Origin of the sequence: Pseudomonas sp. M1, assembly GCF_022760135.1 — a bacterium.
Classification (GTDB): Bacteria; Pseudomonadota; Gammaproteobacteria; order Pseudomonadales; family Pseudomonadaceae; genus Pseudomonas; species Pseudomonas citronellolis.
In genome coordinates, this window is record NZ_CP094343.1 from 3,315,939 (window position 1) to 3,332,144 (window position 16,206).

The 16,206-nt window shown below is 68.6% G+C and carries 16 protein-coding genes; 12 read left to right on the forward strand and 4 right to left on the reverse strand.

The window, feature by feature from the left end:
- Positions 1-4 precede the first annotated feature (4 nt).
- From PM1_RS14865 to PM1_RS14875, 3 genes are all read left to right on the forward strand, one after another.
- Positions 5-496, forward strand: a complete 492-nt coding sequence (locus PM1_RS14865) for a hypothetical protein (protein WP_009622095.1) — start codon at positions 5-7, stop codon at positions 494-496.
- Positions 496-1,878, forward strand: a complete 1,383-nt coding sequence (locus PM1_RS14870) for a tripartite tricarboxylate transporter permease (RefSeq protein WP_009622094.1) — start codon at positions 496-498, stop codon at positions 1,876-1,878. Before PM1_RS14865 ends, PM1_RS14870 begins: the two co-directional genes overlap by 1 nt.
- Before the next feature lie 134 nt (positions 1,879-2,012).
- A complete protein-coding gene (locus PM1_RS14875; protein ID WP_009622089.1) occupies positions 2,013-2,480 on the forward strand; it encodes an aminoacyl-tRNA deacylase in 468 nt (155 codons plus the stop codon).
- Positions 2,481-2,495: 15 nt separating this feature from the next.
- Here PM1_RS14875 and PM1_RS14880 read toward each other — a convergent pair whose 3' ends face one another.
- On the reverse strand, positions 2,496-3,413 hold the full coding sequence (locus PM1_RS14880; RefSeq protein ID WP_009622088.1) for a LysR family transcriptional regulator: 918 nt from the start codon (positions 3,411-3,413) through the stop codon (positions 2,496-2,498).
- A 99-nt stretch (positions 3,414-3,512) separates the two neighbouring features.
- Between PM1_RS14880 and PM1_RS14885 the strand changes: the two genes are divergently transcribed.
- From PM1_RS14885 to ycaC, 3 genes are all read left to right on the forward strand, one after another.
- Complete coding sequence (locus PM1_RS14885; RefSeq protein ID WP_009622085.1) at positions 3,513-4,379, forward strand: pirin family protein; 867 nt, start codon at positions 3,513-3,515, stop codon at positions 4,377-4,379.
- Between the two features lie 99 nt (positions 4,380-4,478).
- Positions 4,479-5,165 carry a hydrolase gene (locus PM1_RS14890; protein WP_009622083.1) on the forward strand — a complete coding sequence of 229 codons (687 nt, stop codon included), beginning with the start codon at positions 4,479-4,481 and terminating at the stop codon, positions 5,163-5,165.
- A 54-nt stretch (positions 5,166-5,219) separates the two neighbouring features.
- Positions 5,220-5,846: an isochorismate family cysteine hydrolase YcaC gene (gene ycaC, locus PM1_RS14895; protein WP_009622081.1), complete on the forward strand. Its 627-nt coding sequence runs from the start codon at positions 5,220-5,222 to the stop codon at positions 5,844-5,846.
- A gap of 419 nt (positions 5,847-6,265) precedes the next feature.
- On the opposite strand, the gene PM1_RS14900 is transcribed toward ycaC, so the two are convergent.
- A complete protein-coding gene (locus tag PM1_RS14900) occupies positions 6,266-7,189 on the reverse strand; it encodes a LysR substrate-binding domain-containing protein (RefSeq protein WP_024128771.1) in 924 nt (307 codons plus the stop codon).
- A 115-nt stretch (positions 7,190-7,304) separates the two neighbouring features.
- On the opposite strand from PM1_RS14900, the gene PM1_RS14905 reads away from it, so the two are divergent.
- The 5 genes from PM1_RS14905 to PM1_RS14925 all read left to right on the forward strand — a co-directional run bounded on the left by PM1_RS14905 (position 7,305) and on the right by PM1_RS14925 (position 12,857).
- On the forward strand, positions 7,305-8,132 hold the full coding sequence (locus tag PM1_RS14905; protein WP_009622076.1) for an FAS1-like dehydratase domain-containing protein: 828 nt from the start codon (positions 7,305-7,307) through the stop codon (positions 8,130-8,132).
- Positions 8,133-8,152: 20 nt separating this feature from the next.
- On the forward strand, positions 8,153-9,313 hold the full coding sequence (locus tag PM1_RS14910) for an acyl-CoA dehydrogenase family protein (protein WP_009622074.1): 1,161 nt from the start codon (positions 8,153-8,155) through the stop codon (positions 9,311-9,313).
- A 25-nt stretch (positions 9,314-9,338) separates the two neighbouring features.
- Positions 9,339-10,688 carry an MmgE/PrpD family protein gene (locus tag PM1_RS14915; RefSeq protein WP_009622073.1) on the forward strand — a complete coding sequence of 450 codons (1,350 nt, stop codon included), beginning with the start codon at positions 9,339-9,341 and terminating at the stop codon, positions 10,686-10,688.
- Between the two features lie 138 nt (positions 10,689-10,826).
- Complete coding sequence (locus PM1_RS14920; RefSeq protein ID WP_009622071.1) at positions 10,827-12,017, forward strand: CaiB/BaiF CoA transferase family protein; 1,191 nt, start codon at positions 10,827-10,829, stop codon at positions 12,015-12,017.
- 24 nt (positions 12,018-12,041) lie between these two features.
- Positions 12,042-12,857, forward strand: coding sequence for an HpcH/HpaI aldolase/citrate lyase family protein (locus tag PM1_RS14925; protein ID WP_009622069.1), 816 nt, complete (start codon positions 12,042-12,044; stop codon positions 12,855-12,857).
- Between the two features lie 139 nt (positions 12,858-12,996).
- On the opposite strand, the gene PM1_RS14930 is transcribed toward PM1_RS14925, so the two are convergent.
- On the reverse strand, positions 12,997-13,341 hold the full coding sequence (locus PM1_RS14930; RefSeq protein WP_009622067.1) for a cupin domain-containing protein: 345 nt from the start codon (positions 13,339-13,341) through the stop codon (positions 12,997-12,999).
- Between the two features lie 284 nt (positions 13,342-13,625).
- Here PM1_RS14930 and PM1_RS14935 point away from each other — a divergent pair, with 284 nt between their 5' ends.
- Positions 13,626-14,132: a DUF3015 domain-containing protein gene (locus PM1_RS14935; protein ID WP_009622065.1), complete on the forward strand. Its 507-nt coding sequence runs from the start codon at positions 13,626-13,628 to the stop codon at positions 14,130-14,132.
- Positions 14,133-14,723: 591 nt separating this feature from the next.
- On the opposite strand, the gene PM1_RS14940 is transcribed toward PM1_RS14935, so the two are convergent.
- The gene (locus PM1_RS14940; protein ID WP_009618623.1) at positions 14,724-15,896 is read right to left on the reverse strand and encodes an IS4 family transposase; all 1,173 of its coding nucleotides are present in this window, start codon (positions 15,894-15,896) and stop codon (positions 14,724-14,726) included.
- Positions 15,897-16,206: the final 310 nt, after the last annotated feature.

Genomic DNA, 16,206 nt, shown 5'->3' on the forward strand with positions numbered 1-16,206 from the left:
CACCATGGACACCCGCGACAGGGCGCCGCTGCCAGCGCCGAACCCGCATCCCGATTCCCGCCTCTACGAAGTCTGGGGCGACACCGTCGACAGCCGCCACCTGGCCGGCGCCATCGCCATAGGCGCGCTGGTCAGCCTGGGCGCCTTCCTGCTCGCCGAGCGGCTGTTCCTCGGCCTGGTCGAATCGGCGCAGATGGCCCGCGCCTACGCCATGCTGGTGGGCATCCTCGGCTGCCTGGCCGGCGGGGCGATCAGCGCCGTGCTGTTCAAGCCCAAGCGCCGGGTGGTCGAGCACGTGGCCGACGCCGCCTGGCGCGAGCGCGCCCTGCGCGAGCTGGAGGTCGAATACGGCGGCCTCGGCGAGCTGGACGACCTGCCGCCGGAGGTGCTGGCGGAGCTGAAGGCGGTGCAGCTGTACGAACTCTTCGCCCAGGCGCGCACGCCCCGGGAGAAGCCCGCGCCCGCCGGGCTGCCGGCAACGGGAGGGGCGGCCTGATGGAGCTTTTCATCGAGCAGTTGCCCATCGCCCTGCTGATGGCCGTGACCGGTGCGCTGCTGTTCGCCGCCATCGGCCTGGTCTCCGGCAGCGACGAAACCACCACCCTGGCGCCGCTGACGCTGCTGGTGGTGCTGCTGGGCGTGGCGCCGGCCGGGGTGTTCGCCTTCTTCCTCGCCGGCGCGGTGGCCAAGCACATGACCCACGCGGTGCCCACGGCGCTGCTGGGCATCCCCGGCGACACCATGGCCACGCCGCTGATGCGCGAGGCGAACTTCCTGCGCAACCTCGGCGTGCCGCACATCGCCCTGCGCAAGATGATCTCCGGCGCGGTGTTGGCGGCGTTCATCGCGGTGCCCCTGGCGGTGCTCTTCGCGGTGCTGCTGGCGCCCTTCGGCGCGGCCATCAAGCAGGCGGCGCCCTGGGTGTTCCTCTGCGCAGCCCTGGCCATCGCCTGGTTCTCCGCCGGGCGATGGGCCGCGCTGCTGGCCCTGGGGCCCTTCGTGCTGCTGATCGTGGCGCTGCAGGCGCTGACCGCCCAACACGGGGTGAAGCTTACGGTCAGCTACTTCCTCGGTATCGCCGTGGGGCCGCTGATCGTCTCGCTGTTCGCCCTGCTGGCGCCCGCCGAGCGCCAGCGCATGCGCCGCAGCGAGCCGCGCACCTTCGCCCTGGCGCCGGACGTGAAGGGCTGGGACGGCTACTTCCCCAACCCGCTAAAGGTGCTCGACCGCCGCCAGACCGGCTGGACCCTCGGCGCCGCCGCGCTGTCCAGCGCCACCTTCGTGTTCAGCCCGGTGGCCATGACGGTGATCCTCGGCGAGGTCGTCGGTTCGCGCATCCGCCACGCCTACCACCGCCTGACCTCGGTGCTGGCCGTGCGCAACGGGGTGACCGAATCCACCTACATCGCCGAGGCGATGATCCCGCTGATCGCCTTCGGCCTGCCGCTCAGCCCGGTGGCCGCGGGCCCGGCGGCGCCGCTGTTCAACGCGCCGCCGCGCTTCCACGTGGACGCCGCCGGCGGCCAGGTGCACAACCTGCACAGCCTGATGGGCCCCTGGGAATTCCTCGTGGTCGGCCTGCTGGCGGTGCTGGTGGCGGCGCTCGTCGCCTATCCCTTCGCGATGAACTTCGCCCACCGCGCCGCCGCGTTCGTCGCGCGGCGCGTCAGCCACGAGGCGGTGATCGCCACCTTCGTCGGCCTGATCCTGGTGGTCGGCCTGTGGGAGGGCGGGCTGCTGGGCCTGCTGGTGATCCTCAGCATGGGCCTGGTCGGCGGCCTGCTCGGGCGCTTCCTGGGCTTCAACATCGGCGTGCAGTTCATGGGCTTCTACAGCGCCGTGCTCAGCGTGCCGGCGCTGCTCGCGCTGGCCGGCTGACGCCCCTGGTCGGCCCGCCGCCCGCGCCGGGGCGGCGGCGCTAGACTGGAGCAAAAGGGGGCGGGAAGCCCCCGCCAGCCGGCCGCGCCGGCGCCACGGGGCAGTGGGGCGGCGCCGCTTCCCGGAGGTGAGCCATGAGCATGTCCAGTCGCTTGCAGAATTGCCTGTCGCAGCATCGCAGCCGCTACGATCTGCTGCCCCACGCCACGTCCATGACCACCCGTGAGGCCGCCCGCCGCGCCGGCGTGCCGCCGCAGCAGATGGCCAAGCCGGTGATCCTCGACGACTTCCAGGGCCACTGGCTGATGGCCGTGGTGCCGGCCAGCCGCCAGGTCGACCTGCACAAGGTGCACAAGCTCACCCGGCGCAACTGGCGCCTGGCCCGCGAGGGTGATTTCTCCGCGCGCTTCGAGGACTGCGCGCCCGGCGCCATCCCGGCGGTGGGCAGCCTGTTCGGCCTGGAAACCCTGATCGACGAGTCCCTGGGCGAGCAGGCGGACATCTACTTCGAGGCCGGCGACCACAACGCCGTGGTGCACATGAGCGGCCGCCAGTACCTGGAACTGATGCCCGAGGCGCGGCAAGGGCGCTTCTGCGAATAGCCGGGTCGGTGGGCGTCAGGCCATGTCGCTGTGGGCGAAGCCCTGGCCGAGGAAGTCCAGCAGGCCGCGCACCGACGGCAGCAGGCCGCGCCGGGAAGGGTAGACGGCATGCACGATGCCGGTGCGCGGCGCCCAGTCCGGCAGCAGGTTGACCAGGCTGCCGTCGGCCAGTTGCTCGCGCACCACCACCGAGGGCAGGTGCACGGCGCCCACGCCGGCCACCGCCGCCTGGCGCAGCGCCATCAGGTCGTCGGTGATCAGCCGCGGCTGGTAGCGGGCCTGGGCGCGCACGCCGTCGGGGCCGTCCAGCTGCCACTGGTAGTCGCGCTGCGGCGAGCCCCAGTGCAGCGTCGGCAGCGCCGCCACCTCGGTGGGCGAGGGGCGCTGGCCCAGGCGCTGGCCCAGGCGCTGGCGCAGGGCTGGCGCGCCCACCACCATCTGCCGGCTCTCGCCCAGCACCTTCATCACCAGCTCGCTGCCTTCCAGCGGCGGGAAGCGCACACGCAGGGCGATGTCGAAGCCTTCCTGGATCAGGTCCACCTGGCGGTTGGTGGCCTCCACCTGCAGCTCCACCAGCGGGTAGCGCAGCATGAACTCGGCCAGCATCGGGCCGACCCAGAAGTTCAGCAGCGCCGTGGGGCAGCTCAGCCGCACCCGGCCCTGGGGCTCGGCGCGGTGGCGCTCGATGACCTCGGCGGCGCCCTCGGCCTCCACCAGCATGGCCAGGCAGTGGCGGTGGTAGTCCTGGCCGATCTCGGTCACCGAGAAGTGCCGGGTGGAGCGCTGGATCAGGCGCACGCCCAGGTGTTCCTCCAGGGCGGCGATGCGCCGGCTGAGCTTCGACTTGGGCTCGCCCAGGGCGCGCCCGGCCGGGGCGAAGCCGCCATGCTCGACCACCTGGGCGAAGTAGTAGAGGTCGTTGAGGTCTTCCACGGCGCTGTTCTCCAAATGGAACGCTGAAGGTGATTTTCGCAGTCTACCGGCTATAGCGTTGCAGTTCTAAGGTGTCTCCATGCACTCAGGAGGCACCCCATGAAAGACATCCTCGGCATCTACAGCGCCCCGCGCCCGCACTGGGTCGGCGACGGCTTCCCGGTCCGCACCCTGTTCTCCTACGACCGTCTGGGCAACCAGCTCAGCCCCTTCCTGCTGCTCGATCACGCCGGGCCGCAGGACTTCCCCGGCGACGGCGCCCGCCGCGGCGTCGGCCAGCACCCGCACCGCGGCTTCGAGACCGTCACCCTGGTCTACCAGGGCGAGCTGGAGCACCGCGACTCCAGCGGCGCCGGCGGACGCATCGGCCCCGGCGACGTGCAATGGATGACCGCCGGCGCCGGCATCCTCCACGAGGAGTACCACGCCCCGGCCTTCAGCCGCAGCGGCGGCACCCTGCACATGGTGCAGCTGTGGGTGAACCTGCCGGCGCGCGACAAGCTCACCGCGCCGGCCTACCAGACCCTGCTGGACGCCAGCATCCCCCGCGCCGAGCTGCCTGGCGGCGCCGGCCAACTGCGGGTGATCGCCGGCGACTACCGTGGCCACCGCGGCCCGGCCCACAGCTTCAGCCCGCTGGACCTGTGGGACCTGCGCCTGAACGCCGGCAAGGCCTTCGAGCTGCGCGTCGAGCCAGGCCGCAACACGGCGCTGGTGGTACTGCGCGGCAGCCTGCGGCTGAACGGCGGGCAACGGGCGGAGGAGGGCCAACTGGTGCTGTTCGAGCGGCAAGGCGATGCCATCCACATCGAGACCGACAGCGACGCCCTGGCGCTGCTGCTGTCCGGCGAGCCGCTGGACGAACCCATCGTCGGCTACGGCCCCTTCGTCATGAACAGCCGCGAGCAGATCGAGCAGGCCCTCGACGACTTCCGCCGCGGGCGTTTCGGACAGATGGCCGGCTGAGCGTCACGTGCCGGACTCGGCCAGCGCCTAGTCTGGTTGGATGCCCGCCCGGGATGCGCGGGCCATTGGGGCAGGGTGCCCATTTGCGAGGAAACGGAAATGAGTAACTTCGGCAACGTCGCCAACTTCGACGGCCAGCGCCCGGTGATCGACCCCGACGACACCGCCATGCTGCTGATCGACCACCAGAGCGGGCTGTTCCAGACGGTCAAGGACATGCCCATGACCGAACTGCGCGCCAACGCCATCACCCTGGCGAAGATCGCCAGCCTGGCGAAGATCCCGCTGATCACCACAGCCTCGGTGCCCCAGGGCCCCAATGGCCCGCTGATCCCCGAGATCCACGAGGCCGCGCCGCATGCGCAGTACGTGGCGCGCAAGGGCGAGATCAACGCCTGGGACAACCCCGACTTCGTCGCCGCAGTGGAGAAGACCGGCAAGAAGACCCTGGTCATCGCCGGCACCATCACCAGCGTGTGCATGGCCTTTCCGGCGATCGCCGCGGTCAACGCCGGCTACCGGGTGTTCGCGGTGATCGACGCCTCCGGCACCTACTCCAAGGCCGCCCAGGAAATCACCCTGGCCCGCGTGGTGCAGGCCGGCGTGGTGCCCATGGACACCGCCGCGGTGTGCTCGGAAATCCAGCGCACCTGGAACCGCCCCGACGCCGCCGAGTGGGCCGAGGCCTACAGCCACATCTTCCCGCACTACCGCCTGCTGATCGAAAGCTACACCAAGGCCCAGGCGGTGGTGAGCAACCACGAAGCGCTGGATTCGCAGCGCTGATGCCCCCCTTGCCCGGCGTGGGCCGGGCGTTTCCCCCAGCAAGAGGAAAGCGCAATGAGCAAACCCTATGTTCGCCTCGACAAGACCCAGGCCGCCGTGCTGCTGGTCGACCACCAGGCCGGACTGCTGTCCCTGGTACGCGACATCGAACCGGACAAGTTCAAGAACAATGTGCTGGCCCTGGCGGACCTGGCCAAGTACTTCAAGCTGCCGACCATCCTCACCACCAGCTTCGAGAGCGGCCCCAACGGCCCGCTGGTGCCGGAGCTGAAGGAACTCTTCCCCGACGCCCCGTACATCGCCCGCCCGGGCAACATCAACGCCTGGGACAACGAAGACTTCGTCAAGGCGGTGAAGGCCACCGGCAAGAAGCAGCTGATCATCGCCGGCGTGGTCACCGAAGTCTGCGTGGCCTTCCCGGCGCTGTCGGCCCTGGAGGAGGGTTTCGACGTCTTCGTGGTGGCCGACGCTTCCGGCACCTTCAACGAAGTCACCCGCGACGCCGCCTGGCGCCGAATGGAAGCCGCCGGCGCGCAACTGATGACCTGGTTCGGCGTGGCCTGCGAACTGCACCGCGACTGGCGCAACGACATCGAGGGCCTGGCGGCGTTGTTCTCCAACCACATCCCGGACTACCGCAACCTGATCAGCAGCTACAGCACGCTGACCGCTAGCAAGTGAGCCCGGCGCGCACCGGTGCAGCGGTGCGCGTGGACCAACAGACCGCCGACCGGGGACGCCCGGTCGGCGGTTTTTTGGCTGAGCTTCGAGGGCGAAGTCTGTAGCCCGGCTCCCTGAGGGGCCGTTCGTGGCACCGGGACGTCCGGCGTGGCCGGTGAGTCCAATCGCGGACAAAGTCCGCTCCTACCCAAATCGGCGGGCACGGCTTTTGCTCTTCGTAGGAGCGCGCCCTGCGCGCGAATCGCGGGCAGGGCCCGCTACGGTTCCAGGAAGCACGGCTTTTCGTAGGATGGGTATCGCTTCGCTCAACACCATCCTACGGGGTGGTTTGCCGGCGGGCGTAGGAGGACTCTGTCCGCGATTCGGCGGATAACGCCGTAGGCGTTATGCGCCCTACGAACGCGCAGCCGAGGGCGCTCTTAAACCCCATCCGCAACCGCCCCCACGCTACCCCCATCCCCCACCCGCCGCAGCAACTCCACCAACGTCCGCGCACACCCCGGCAGCGCCTCGCGCTCACGCATCAACACACTGCGCTCACGCACCACCCAGGGCTCGTCCAACTGCAGGATGCTCAACCCCATGCTGCGCTGGTGGCGGCGCGCGGCGGTTTCCGGGAGCACGCCGATGCCCACCCCGGCCTCGATCATCCGGCAGGCCGCCTCGAAGCTGGCCACCTGGATGCGCAGGTTGAGGGTGCCGCCCAGGCGTTCCACCTGCTCGCGCAGGAAGCTCTGCAGGGTGCTGCCCTCGTGCAGGCCGACGTGGAAATAGCCGAGGGTGTCGGCCAGGGTAGGGCGGCCCAGGCGTTCCAGGGCATGGCCGGGCGGCACCACCAGCACCAGGTGGTCGGTGCTGAAATGGAGGATCTCCAGGCCCTCGGCGCGCACCGGGCCGGCGACTATGCCCAGGTCCGCCGAGCCGTCGAGGATGGCGCGGACGATGTCGCGGTTCAGGCGCTCCTGCAGGTCCACGGTGACGGCGGGGCGCTCGGCGAGGAAGCCGGCCAGCACTTCCGGGAGGAACTCGGTGACCGCCGTGGTGTTGGCGAAGATGCGGATGTGCCCGGCCTGGTCGCCGCCCTGTTCGCCGAAGTCGTCCTTGAGCCGTTCCACCTGGCGCAGGATCAGGCGCGCGTGTTGCAGCAGGCGCTGGCCACTGGGGGTCAGCTCCACGCCACGGTTGTCGCGGTACAGCAGGCGGCTGTCGAGCTGGCCTTCCAGGGCCTTGACGCGGGCGCTGGCGGCGGCCGCCGAGAGGTGTGCGCGGCGGGCGCCCTGGGTCAGGCTGGGGGATTCGGCGATGTGCACGAAGAGGCGCAGGTCGGCCAGGTCGAAGTGCATGGTGAAGGTATCCGGGTGGCGTTCGGTTTCGGTTAACGCCGGATTATGGAAATGCGGATTCTCGGAACGCAAGCCCCTCGGCATCCTGTTCGGAAACTTCCACGGAAGAGAAACCATGAGTGAAATGTCCTACGCAGCCTGGATAGGCCGCACCCAGGAAAGCCAGGAAGAACTGAGCACGTTGCTGGTCAGCCGCCTGGCCGCCACCCTCGGCGAGCCGGCCCCCGCCGCCGGCGACGCGCTGCCGCCGCTGTGGCATTGGGCGTTCTTCCAGGACGCCGTGCCCGAGGCCGGCCTGGGCGCCGACGGCCACCCGGCGCGCGGCGGCTTCCTGCCGCCGGCGGACGGGCGCAACCGCATGTGGGCCGGCGGCCGCCTGGAGTTCCACGAGCCGCTGCTGGTCGGCCACGAAGCCAGCCGGGTGACCACCATCCTCAAGGTCGAGGAAAAGCACGGGCGCACCGGCGCGCTGCTGTTCGTCACCCTGCGCCACGACTACCTCCAGGACGGCCGCCTGGCCCTGCGCGAAGAGCAGGACATCGTCTACCGCGAACCCAGCCCGCCCAAGCTCGGCGGCACCGAGGCGCTGCCCGAAGGCGCCTGGCGCGAGGCGGTCGAGCCCAGCCCGGTGCTGCTGTTCCGCTATTCCGCAGTGACCTTCAATGGCCACCGCATCCATTACGACTGGCCCTACGTCACCGGCGCCGAAGGCTACCCCGGCCTGGTGGTGCACGGCCCGCTGATCGCCACCCTGAACCTGCGCGCCTTCTGCCGCGCCAACCCCCAGGCGCGCCTGCGCCGCTTCGCCTACCGCGGCCTGCGCCCGCTGATCAGCCCCGAGCCGTTCGAGCTGGGCGGCCGCCCCAGCGGCCCCGGCAAGGCCGAGGTCTGGGCCGGCAACGCGGCCGGCATCGCCCAGCGCGGCGAAGTGGAATTCGACTGAACCCCCATCGAGGAACCCCCATGAGCAGCACCCCGGAAGAACTGCAGGCCATCCGCGAAGGCGTGCGCGCCCTCTGCGCGGAATTCCCCAGCGCCTACTGGCGCGAGATCGACGAACGCAAGGGCTTCCCCGAAGCCTTCGTCAAGGCCATGACCGAGGCCGGCTGGCTGTCGGCGATGATCCCCGAGGAGTACGGCGGCTCCGGCCTGGGCCTGGCCGAGGCTTCGGTGATCCTCGAAGAAGTGAACCACTGCGGCGGCAACTCCGGGACCATCCACGGGCAGATGTACAACATGTTCACCCTCCTGCGGAACGGCAGCGAGGAGCAGAAGCGTTATTACCTGCCGAAGCTGGCCAGCGGCGAGCTGCGCCTGCAGTCCATGGGCGTCACCGAGCCGACCACCGGCACCGACACCACCAAGATCAAGACCACCGCCGTGCGCCAGGGCGACAAGTACGTCATCAACGGCCAGAAGGTGTGGATCTCCCGCGTGCAGCATTCCGACCTGATGATCCTGCTGGCGCGCACCACGCCGCTGGCCGAGGTGAAGAAGAAGGCCGACGGCATGTCGATCTTCCTGGTCGACCTGCGCGAGGCCATCGGCAACGGCCTGACCGTGCAGCCGATCGCCAACATGGTCAACCACGAGACCAACGAGCTGTTCTTCGACAACCTGGAAATCCCCGCCAGCAGCCTGATCGGCGAGGAAGGCAAGGGCTTCCGCTACATCCTCGACGGGCTCAACGCCGAGCGCACGCTGATCGCCGCCGAATGCATCGGCGACGGCCGCTGGTTCATCGAGAAGGCCAGCCAGTACGCCCGCGACCGCGTGGTGTTCGGCCGCCCGATCGGGCAGAACCAGGGCGTGCAGTTCCCCATCGCCGAGGCGCACATCGAGGTGGAAGCCGCCGACCTGATGCGCTGGAAGGCCTGCGCGGAATACGACGCCGGGCGCAACGCCGGGGCCGCGGCGAACATGGCCAAGTACCTGGCGGCCAAGGCCAGCTGGGAGGCGGCCAACGCCTGCCTGCAGACCCACGGCGGCTTCGGCTTCGCCAACGAGTACGACGTCGAGCGCAAGTTCCGCGAGACGCGCCTCTACCAGGTGGCGCCGATCTCCACCAACCTGATCCTGTCCTACGTGGCCGAGCACCTGCTCGAACTGCCGCGCTCCTTCTGACCTGCGAGCCCAAGGACGACAAGCGATGAACAATACCCACGCCCTGGCCGAATTCCTTGCCGGCCTGCGCTACGAAGACCTGCCGAGCGCGGTGGTCGCGCGCACCGAAGACCTGTTCCTCGACTGGCTCGGCTCGGCCCTGGCCAGCCAGGGCCGCCACCCGATCCCGCTGTTCCAGCGCCATGCACAACGCATGGGCCCCGTGGACGGACGCAGCCGCGTGCTGGTCGACGGTTCATCGACTTCGGCGTACTTCGCCGCGCTGGTCAATGGCGCCAGTTCGCACCTGGTGGAACAGGACGACCTGCACAACAGCTCGGTGCTGCACCCGGCCACGGTGGTATTCCCGGCAGCCCTGGCCGCCGCCCAGGACCTGGGCAAGTCCGGCCGCGAGCTGATCCTCGCCAGCGTCGCCGGCTACGAGGCGGGCATCCGCATCGGCGAGTTCCTCGGCCGCTCGCACTACCGCATCTTCCACACCACCGCCACGGTCGGCACCCTGGCCGCCGCCGTAGCCGTTGGCAAGCTGCTGGGCTTCGACAGCCGCCAGTTGGTGAACTGCCTGGGCAGCGCCGGGACCCAGGCCGCCGGGCTCTGGGAATTCCTCCGCGACGCCGCCGATTCCAAGCAGCTGCACACCGCCAAGGCCGCCGCCGATGGCCTGCTCGCCGCCTACCTGACCGCCGATGGCCTCAGCGGCGCGCAGAACATCCTCGAAGGCGATCAGGGCATGGCCGCCGGCATGTCCAGCGACGCCGACCCGCGCCGGCTGGTGGACGGCTTGGGCAGCCGCTGGGCGCTGGTCGAGACCTCGTTCAAGTTCCACGCCTCCTGCCGCCACACCCATCCCGCGGCCGACGCCCTGCTGGCGCTGATGCAGCGCGAGGGGCTGCAGGCCGAGGACATCGCCCGCGTCACCACCCGCGTGCACCAAGGCGCCATCGACGTGCTCGGCCGCGTGGTGGTGCCGCAGACGGTGCACCAGGCGAAGTTCTCCATGGGCACGGTGCTGGGCCTGATCGCCGTGCACGGCAAGGCCGGGCTGGTGGAGTTCGAGCAGTTCGCCCTGCAGGACCCGCGCGTGGCCGCCTTCCGCGACAAGGTGGGCATGCAGCTGGATGCCGAAGTGGACGGCGCCTACCCGCAGCGCTGGCTGGGCCGCGTCGAGGTGCTCACCAGCGACGGCCGCCAGTTGCGCGGCGGCATCGACGAGCCCAAGGGCGACCCGGGCAACAGCCTCAGCCGCGCCGAGCTGGAAGACAAGTTCCGCCGCCTGCTGGCCTTCGCCGGCGCCCGCGGCGAAGCCGAGGCCAGCCGGCTGATCGACGCCAGCTGGCGCCTGCACGACCTGCCGAGCCTGGAAGCCTTTGCCTGAGTAGCCCACGGCCCGGGCGGGCGGCCTCCGGAACCCGGGGGTTCACAGAGCGCGGGGCGCCGCCCGCCCGGACCGTGGATACACACCGATAGCGCCGCGCCGTCCATGGCGGCGGCGCACGAGATACCTGGAGCACCCATGAACCCGCGTCCCCTCGACGGCATCACCGTCATCAGCCTGGAACACGCCATCGCCGCGCCGTTCTGCACCCGCCAGCTGGCCGACCTCGGCGCCCGCGTCATCAAGGTCGAGCGCCCCGGCGTCGGCGACTTCGCCCGCGGCTACGACGAGCGCGTGCGCGGCATGGCCTCGCACTTCGTCTGGACCAACCGCTCCAAGCAAAGCCTGGCCCTGGACCTCAAGCAGGGCGAGGCCCACGCCGTGCTGGAGCAGCTGCTGGAACAGGCCGACGTACTGGTGCAGAACCTCGCGCCCGGCGCCGCCGCGCGCCTGGGGCTGTCGTTCGAGGCGCTGCACGAACGCTTCCCGCGCCTGATCGTCTGCGACATCTCCGGCTATGGCGAAGGCGGCCCCTACGAGCAGAAGAAGGCCTACGACCTGCTGATCCAGAGCGAGAGCGGCTTCCTCTCGGTCACCGGCGGCCCCGGCCCGGACGAAATGGCCAAGGCCGGCTGCTCCATCGCCGACATCTCCGCCGGCATGTACGCCTACAGCGGCATCCTCTCGGCGTTGCTGTTGCGCGGGCGCACGGGGGAGGGCAGCCGGGTGGAGGTCTCCATGCTCGAAGGCATGGCCGAGTGGATGGGCTTCCCCATGTACTACGCCTTCGAAGGCCAGGCGCAACCGCCGCGCGCCGGCGCCGCCCACGCCACCATCTACCCCTATGGACCGTTTCCCGCCGGCGACGGCAAGAACGTGATGCTCGGCGTGCAGAACGAACGCGAGTGGAAGGTCTTCTGCGAAATGGTGCTGCAGCGCCCGGAACTGGCGGAAGACCCGCGCTTCACCGCCACCAGCCTGCGGGTGGCCAACCGCGACGCCCTGCGCGCTCTGATCATCGAGGCCTTCGCCGGGCTGAACGCGGCGCAAGTGGTGGAGCGCCTGGAACAGGCGCAGATCGCCAACGCCCACGTCAACGACATGCAGGGCCTGTGGAACCACCCGCAACTGCAGGCCCGCGACGCCTGGCGCGAGATCGACAGCCCGGTGGGCCGCCTGCCGGCGCTGCTGCCGCCGGCCCGCAGCAACGCCTATGCGCCGCGCATGGACGCCGTGCCGGGCCTGGGCGAGCATACCGACAGCCTGCTCGCCGAGCTGGGCTACAGTGCCGCCGACATCCAGCGCCTGCACGAGCAGGGCGCAGTGTGAGCCGAACCTGACCAAGGACCCCGCATGAGCCCCATCGTCCGTTCCGCCCTGTTCGTCCCCGGCAGCCGCCCGGAGCGCTTCGCCAAGGCCCTGGCCAGCGGCGCCGACGCCGTGATCGTCGACCTGGAAGACGCCGTCGAGGCCTCGCTCAAGGCCCGCGCCCGCAACGACCTGGCGGCCTTCCTCGAAGCCAATCCGCAGGCCCGCGTGCAGGTGCGGGTGAACGCCGCCGGGCACCCCGAGCACGTTGCGGACCTGGAACTGTGCCGCCTGCCGGGAGTGGCGGGCATTCTTTTGCCGAAGGTCGAATGCGCCGGCGACCTGCGCGAAGCGGCGGCCTGCGGCAAGCCGATCTGGCCGTTGATCGAAAGCGCCCGCGGCTTGCTGGCCGTGGGGGAGATCGCCGCCTGCGCCGGCGTCGAGCGCCTGACCTTCGGCGGACTCGACCTGGCCCTGGACATCGGCATGAGCAGCGGCACCGCGGCGGCGGCCATGGTCTACGACCAGGTGCGCCTGAGCCTGCTGCTGCATTCGCGGGTCAACGGCCTGCAGGCGCCGCTGGACACCGTCTACCCGGCCTTCGACGACGCCGAAGGCTTCGCCGCCACCCTCCGCCACGGCCGCGACCTGGGCCTGGTGGGCGCGCTGTGCATCCACCCGAAGCAGGTCGCCGTGCTCCATGCCGCGCTAGCCCCCAGCGCCGAGGAACTGGCCTGGGCGCGCCGGGTGCTGGCCGCGGCCGAAAGCGGCGCGGCGGCCTTCCAGGTGGACGGCCAGATGGTCGACGCCCCGGTCCTGGCCCGCGCCCGCCGCCTGCTCGCCAATGCAGGCGAGCCGTAGGGCGTACAAAGTCCTACACCTTCCGGTAATGCCTCGTAGGATGGTGTTGAGCGAAGCGATACCCATCGCCACGGCCGCATGGGTTTCGCAAGCTCAACCCATCCTACGAAGAGCACTTCGGTGCCGTAACGTAAACTAATCAGGCAAACACGAAATACTTGCGCACCGTCTCCACCACTTCCCAGGTGCCTTTCAGCCCCGGCTCGATGACGAACACGTCGCCGGCCTTCAGGTGCACCGGCTGCTCGCCCTCGGGGGTGATGATGCAGTAGCCGTCGAGGAAGTGGCAGTACTCCCACTTCTCGTAGTTCACCTCGAACTTGCCGGGGGTGCAGATCCAGGTGCCCATGATCTTGCTGCCGTCCGCCGAGGTGTAGGCATTGAGGTTGACGGTGTGCGGGTCGCCGCCGATGCGCTTCCACTTGGTGGCATCCAGCACGGGGGTGGGGCAGGTTTCGCGCAGTACGGTGATGAAGTCGGACATGACAGCTCCAGGTCGGTGGGATGTGGCCCGCCACCATAGGGGCAACGGCCACGCCGGAGTTGCCTGGATTCGACGCCGATGTGCCTGGAAACGCTGCGGCCTTGACCCGTGGCAATCCATGCGAGGGGTGTTCCTGTATTCATTGTGCGAATCCTGCCGCCGGTAGGTTTGAAACCTGGCGATTCCTTGCCTACACCTAAAGGCGAGCCAGACTGTTGCAGCGATGCTGCGCAGCCGGGGAGTAGGGCACGCCAAATACGTCAAACGACCAAGGAACGACATCCATGACAAGCAAACTGCTCGGCAAGAGTGCGATCTTCGCGGTTCTCGGCGCCGCCAGCCTGTTCGCCCAGGCGGACCAGGCCGGGGGCAACGGCTGCGGTTGGGGCAACATGCTGTTCGAAGGGCAGCGCGGGTTGTTCCCGCATCTGCTGGCTACCACCACCAACGGGACTTCGGGCAACGCCACCTTCGGCCTGACTTCCGGCACCAACGGCTGCAACTCCGATGCGCGGCTGGGGTATGGCGGTCGTTCGATCTTTGCCATGAACGGCATGCTCGACAACATTGCCGAGGATATGGCCAAGGGGCATGGAGATGCGCTGGATGCCTATGCCACCCTGCTGGGGGTGCAGGCTCAGGATCGTGCGCATTTCGCGCAGGTTACTCAGCGGCACTTTGGGGAGATTTTTGCCAGTAAGGATGCGACCGGGGAGCAGGTCTATGCCAACACCTTGGCGGTGATGCAGCGTGATCCGACGCTGGCGCGCTATGCCAAGCAGCCTGCCTGAGGTTCGCGTAACGAGGCTGTTCACTTAAGAGAGAATGCCGTTTCTCTTCATGGGGGAAACGGCATTTTCATGTGGGGTGGGGCTAGGGCTTCGATTTTTAACTCGTCATTCCCGCGAACGCGGGACGCGGCTCCATCGCGAACAGCACTTGCGCTGGCCCGAAGGGGAATAACCCAGTTGCCTTCTTGCTCGGTGTAACGCGCCGCTCCGAGTCTGCGGACATTTCTCGTTTCGCCCCCTCGGGCGAGTCCCTTTTGTCAATCGCCACAAAAGGAACCAAAAAGGCTTGCCCCGACATACGGGCCCGATGGAGCCGGGCTACCCTCGCGAATTCCCCCGCCACGGAGGCCCGCCCCGAGGGTACGTCCCTGTAGCCCATCGGGGCTCTCGCGACATCCATGTCGCATGACCTCCTGAGCGCGGGTTTCGTTCGGCCTGCTGAAGGGGCGTTCCGGTGCGCTCGGGTGTTTCTCTGGAAGTCCAAACGCCAGAGCAAGAGCGAACGCGCTTTTGCTCTTCGTAGGAGCGAGCTTGCTCGCGAACCCCGCAGTCACTGGGTTCCCGCGTTCGCGCACTGCTGTCCGGCACGCCTCATGCTATTAACAGTTGCCCCTGACGCAGGTTGATCTCGCGTATTCGCTCCTGTCGTCGTCGGTAACGTTCGGCCTCTAGACCAGGGCGCTGAAACAGCGTCGCCTGCACCTCCACCATCAGCATCCACAGGCTCTGCTGCGTTCCCGTTCTGCGTTGGTAAAGACTCAGCAGCAAATAGCTGATCAGCGCACAGAGAATCTGGAGGCGCACAGCATTCTCGCTACGGCCCAGGAAACGCCTGACCTTCAGGTGTTGCTTGATCCATTTGAAAAACAGCTCGATCCGCCAGCGATCCCGATAGCGCTCGGCGATTTCTGCCGCCGGGCTGCTCAGGTCGTTGGTCGCCAGGCTCAGAGGCGGCTCATCGCCTGGGCGGTTCACCAGAATCCGCCGCAGGGGCTGGGTGTAGTGATTACGCCGCCGGCCACCTGGGTTGCGGTTGGAGAAGCTCACCTCTTCGTCTCGCAGGATCGTTTCCCGGTCTTGCTGGGGAACCTCGCGCTGGGCCAGGACCTTGAGCTGCACATTGGACTTGAATCGTGTGACGAAGCGGGCCTTCTGGGCATCCAGGCTCGCCCACCAGTTGAAGTCGTAATAACCCTTGTCGAACACGTAGGTGGCCTGCGGTTCGATGTCCAGCCTCCTGCCTTCATCAACGTCGTTGACGTTGGCTGCGCTGAAGCTGCAATGCACCGGCGCCGCCGCCTGCTCGGCATACAGCACATGGACTTTCAGCCCCTGGGAGCGGGTTCGATTGGACAGCGTCCATTCGTCGAAGCCAGGGCCCTTGAGGGTGATCGTGGTGGAGTCCAGCAGGTACAGCAGTTCCTTCCCGTCACGGCGTAACTGCCGGCAGACGCCCGCCATCAGGTAGTGCGCGACCTGGGCGAAGACCTCGGTATTACGGCGTTCGTTGGCGTCGGCCAGGGTGGAACGCCGGATCGGACCCGTACCCAGGTGATAGTGCTGATGGGGATGGCTGTTGAAGCTGGTTTCAAGCGCCCGCAGGCTGCTCACGCCGGCCAGTTGGGCATACACCATGGCGACCAGGTGATCCCAACTGCCAAAGCGCTTGCTGTGCTTGTCGGCGCCGTGTTCGGCGACCAGTCGATCGAAGACGCCACGAGGCAGCGCTTTTAGTACATCGTGAAAACGGCTTATCCTGAACATCTTGCGGGGGCTGTGAGGTTGAGTTGGCGCTCAACGGTTTAACCCGTGCCTTCAGCCCCCGCAAGCCCTCCAGACGCCCCCTCGAAAATATTCCGGACAGTAGTGCGCGTTCGCGGGAATGACGGGGATAGATAGGTGCTTCAGGATAACTCTGGATTCTCCCTTCGCTGAGGACAGCCCCCTCTCCCTTTAGGGAGAGGGTTGGGGAGAGGGCGCTCTTGAAGCCAGCGCCTACGCCACCGGCAAACCCCGTTCGCGAGCAAGCTCGCTCCTACAGTCATGATGGCATCGGTGTATCGGCCAACGGCGT

Coding starts and splice junctions, on each gene's coding strand:
- PM1_RS14865 (WP_009622095.1), top strand. CDS start 5: ATGGACACCCGCGACAGGGCGCCGCTGCCAGCGCCGAACCCGCATCCC.
- PM1_RS14870 (WP_009622094.1), top strand. CDS start 496: ATGGAGCTTTTCATCGAGCAGTTGCCCATCGCCCTGCTGATGGCCGTG.
- PM1_RS14875 (WP_009622089.1), top strand. CDS start 2,013: ATGAGCATGTCCAGTCGCTTGCAGAATTGCCTGTCGCAGCATCGCAGC.
- PM1_RS14885 (WP_009622085.1), top strand. CDS start 3,513: ATGAAAGACATCCTCGGCATCTACAGCGCCCCGCGCCCGCACTGGGTC.
- PM1_RS14890 (WP_009622083.1), top strand. CDS start 4,479: ATGAGTAACTTCGGCAACGTCGCCAACTTCGACGGCCAGCGCCCGGTG.
- ycaC (WP_009622081.1), top strand. CDS start 5,220: ATGAGCAAACCCTATGTTCGCCTCGACAAGACCCAGGCCGCCGTGCTG.
- PM1_RS14900 (WP_024128771.1), bottom strand. CDS start 7,189: ATGCACTTCGACCTGGCCGACCTGCGCCTCTTCGTGCACATCGCCGAA.
- PM1_RS14905 (WP_009622076.1), top strand. CDS start 7,305: ATGAGTGAAATGTCCTACGCAGCCTGGATAGGCCGCACCCAGGAAAGC.
- PM1_RS14910 (WP_009622074.1), top strand. CDS start 8,153: ATGAGCAGCACCCCGGAAGAACTGCAGGCCATCCGCGAAGGCGTGCGC.
- PM1_RS14915 (WP_009622073.1), top strand. CDS start 9,339: ATGAACAATACCCACGCCCTGGCCGAATTCCTTGCCGGCCTGCGCTAC.
- PM1_RS14920 (WP_009622071.1), top strand. CDS start 10,827: ATGAACCCGCGTCCCCTCGACGGCATCACCGTCATCAGCCTGGAACAC.
- PM1_RS14925 (WP_009622069.1), top strand. CDS start 12,042: ATGAGCCCCATCGTCCGTTCCGCCCTGTTCGTCCCCGGCAGCCGCCCG.
- PM1_RS14930 (WP_009622067.1), bottom strand. CDS start 13,341: ATGTCCGACTTCATCACCGTACTGCGCGAAACCTGCCCCACCCCCGTG.
- PM1_RS14935 (WP_009622065.1), top strand. CDS start 13,626: ATGACAAGCAAACTGCTCGGCAAGAGTGCGATCTTCGCGGTTCTCGGC.
- PM1_RS14940 (WP_009618623.1), bottom strand. CDS start 15,896: ATGTTCAGGATAAGCCGTTTTCACGATGTACTAAAAGCGCTGCCTCGT.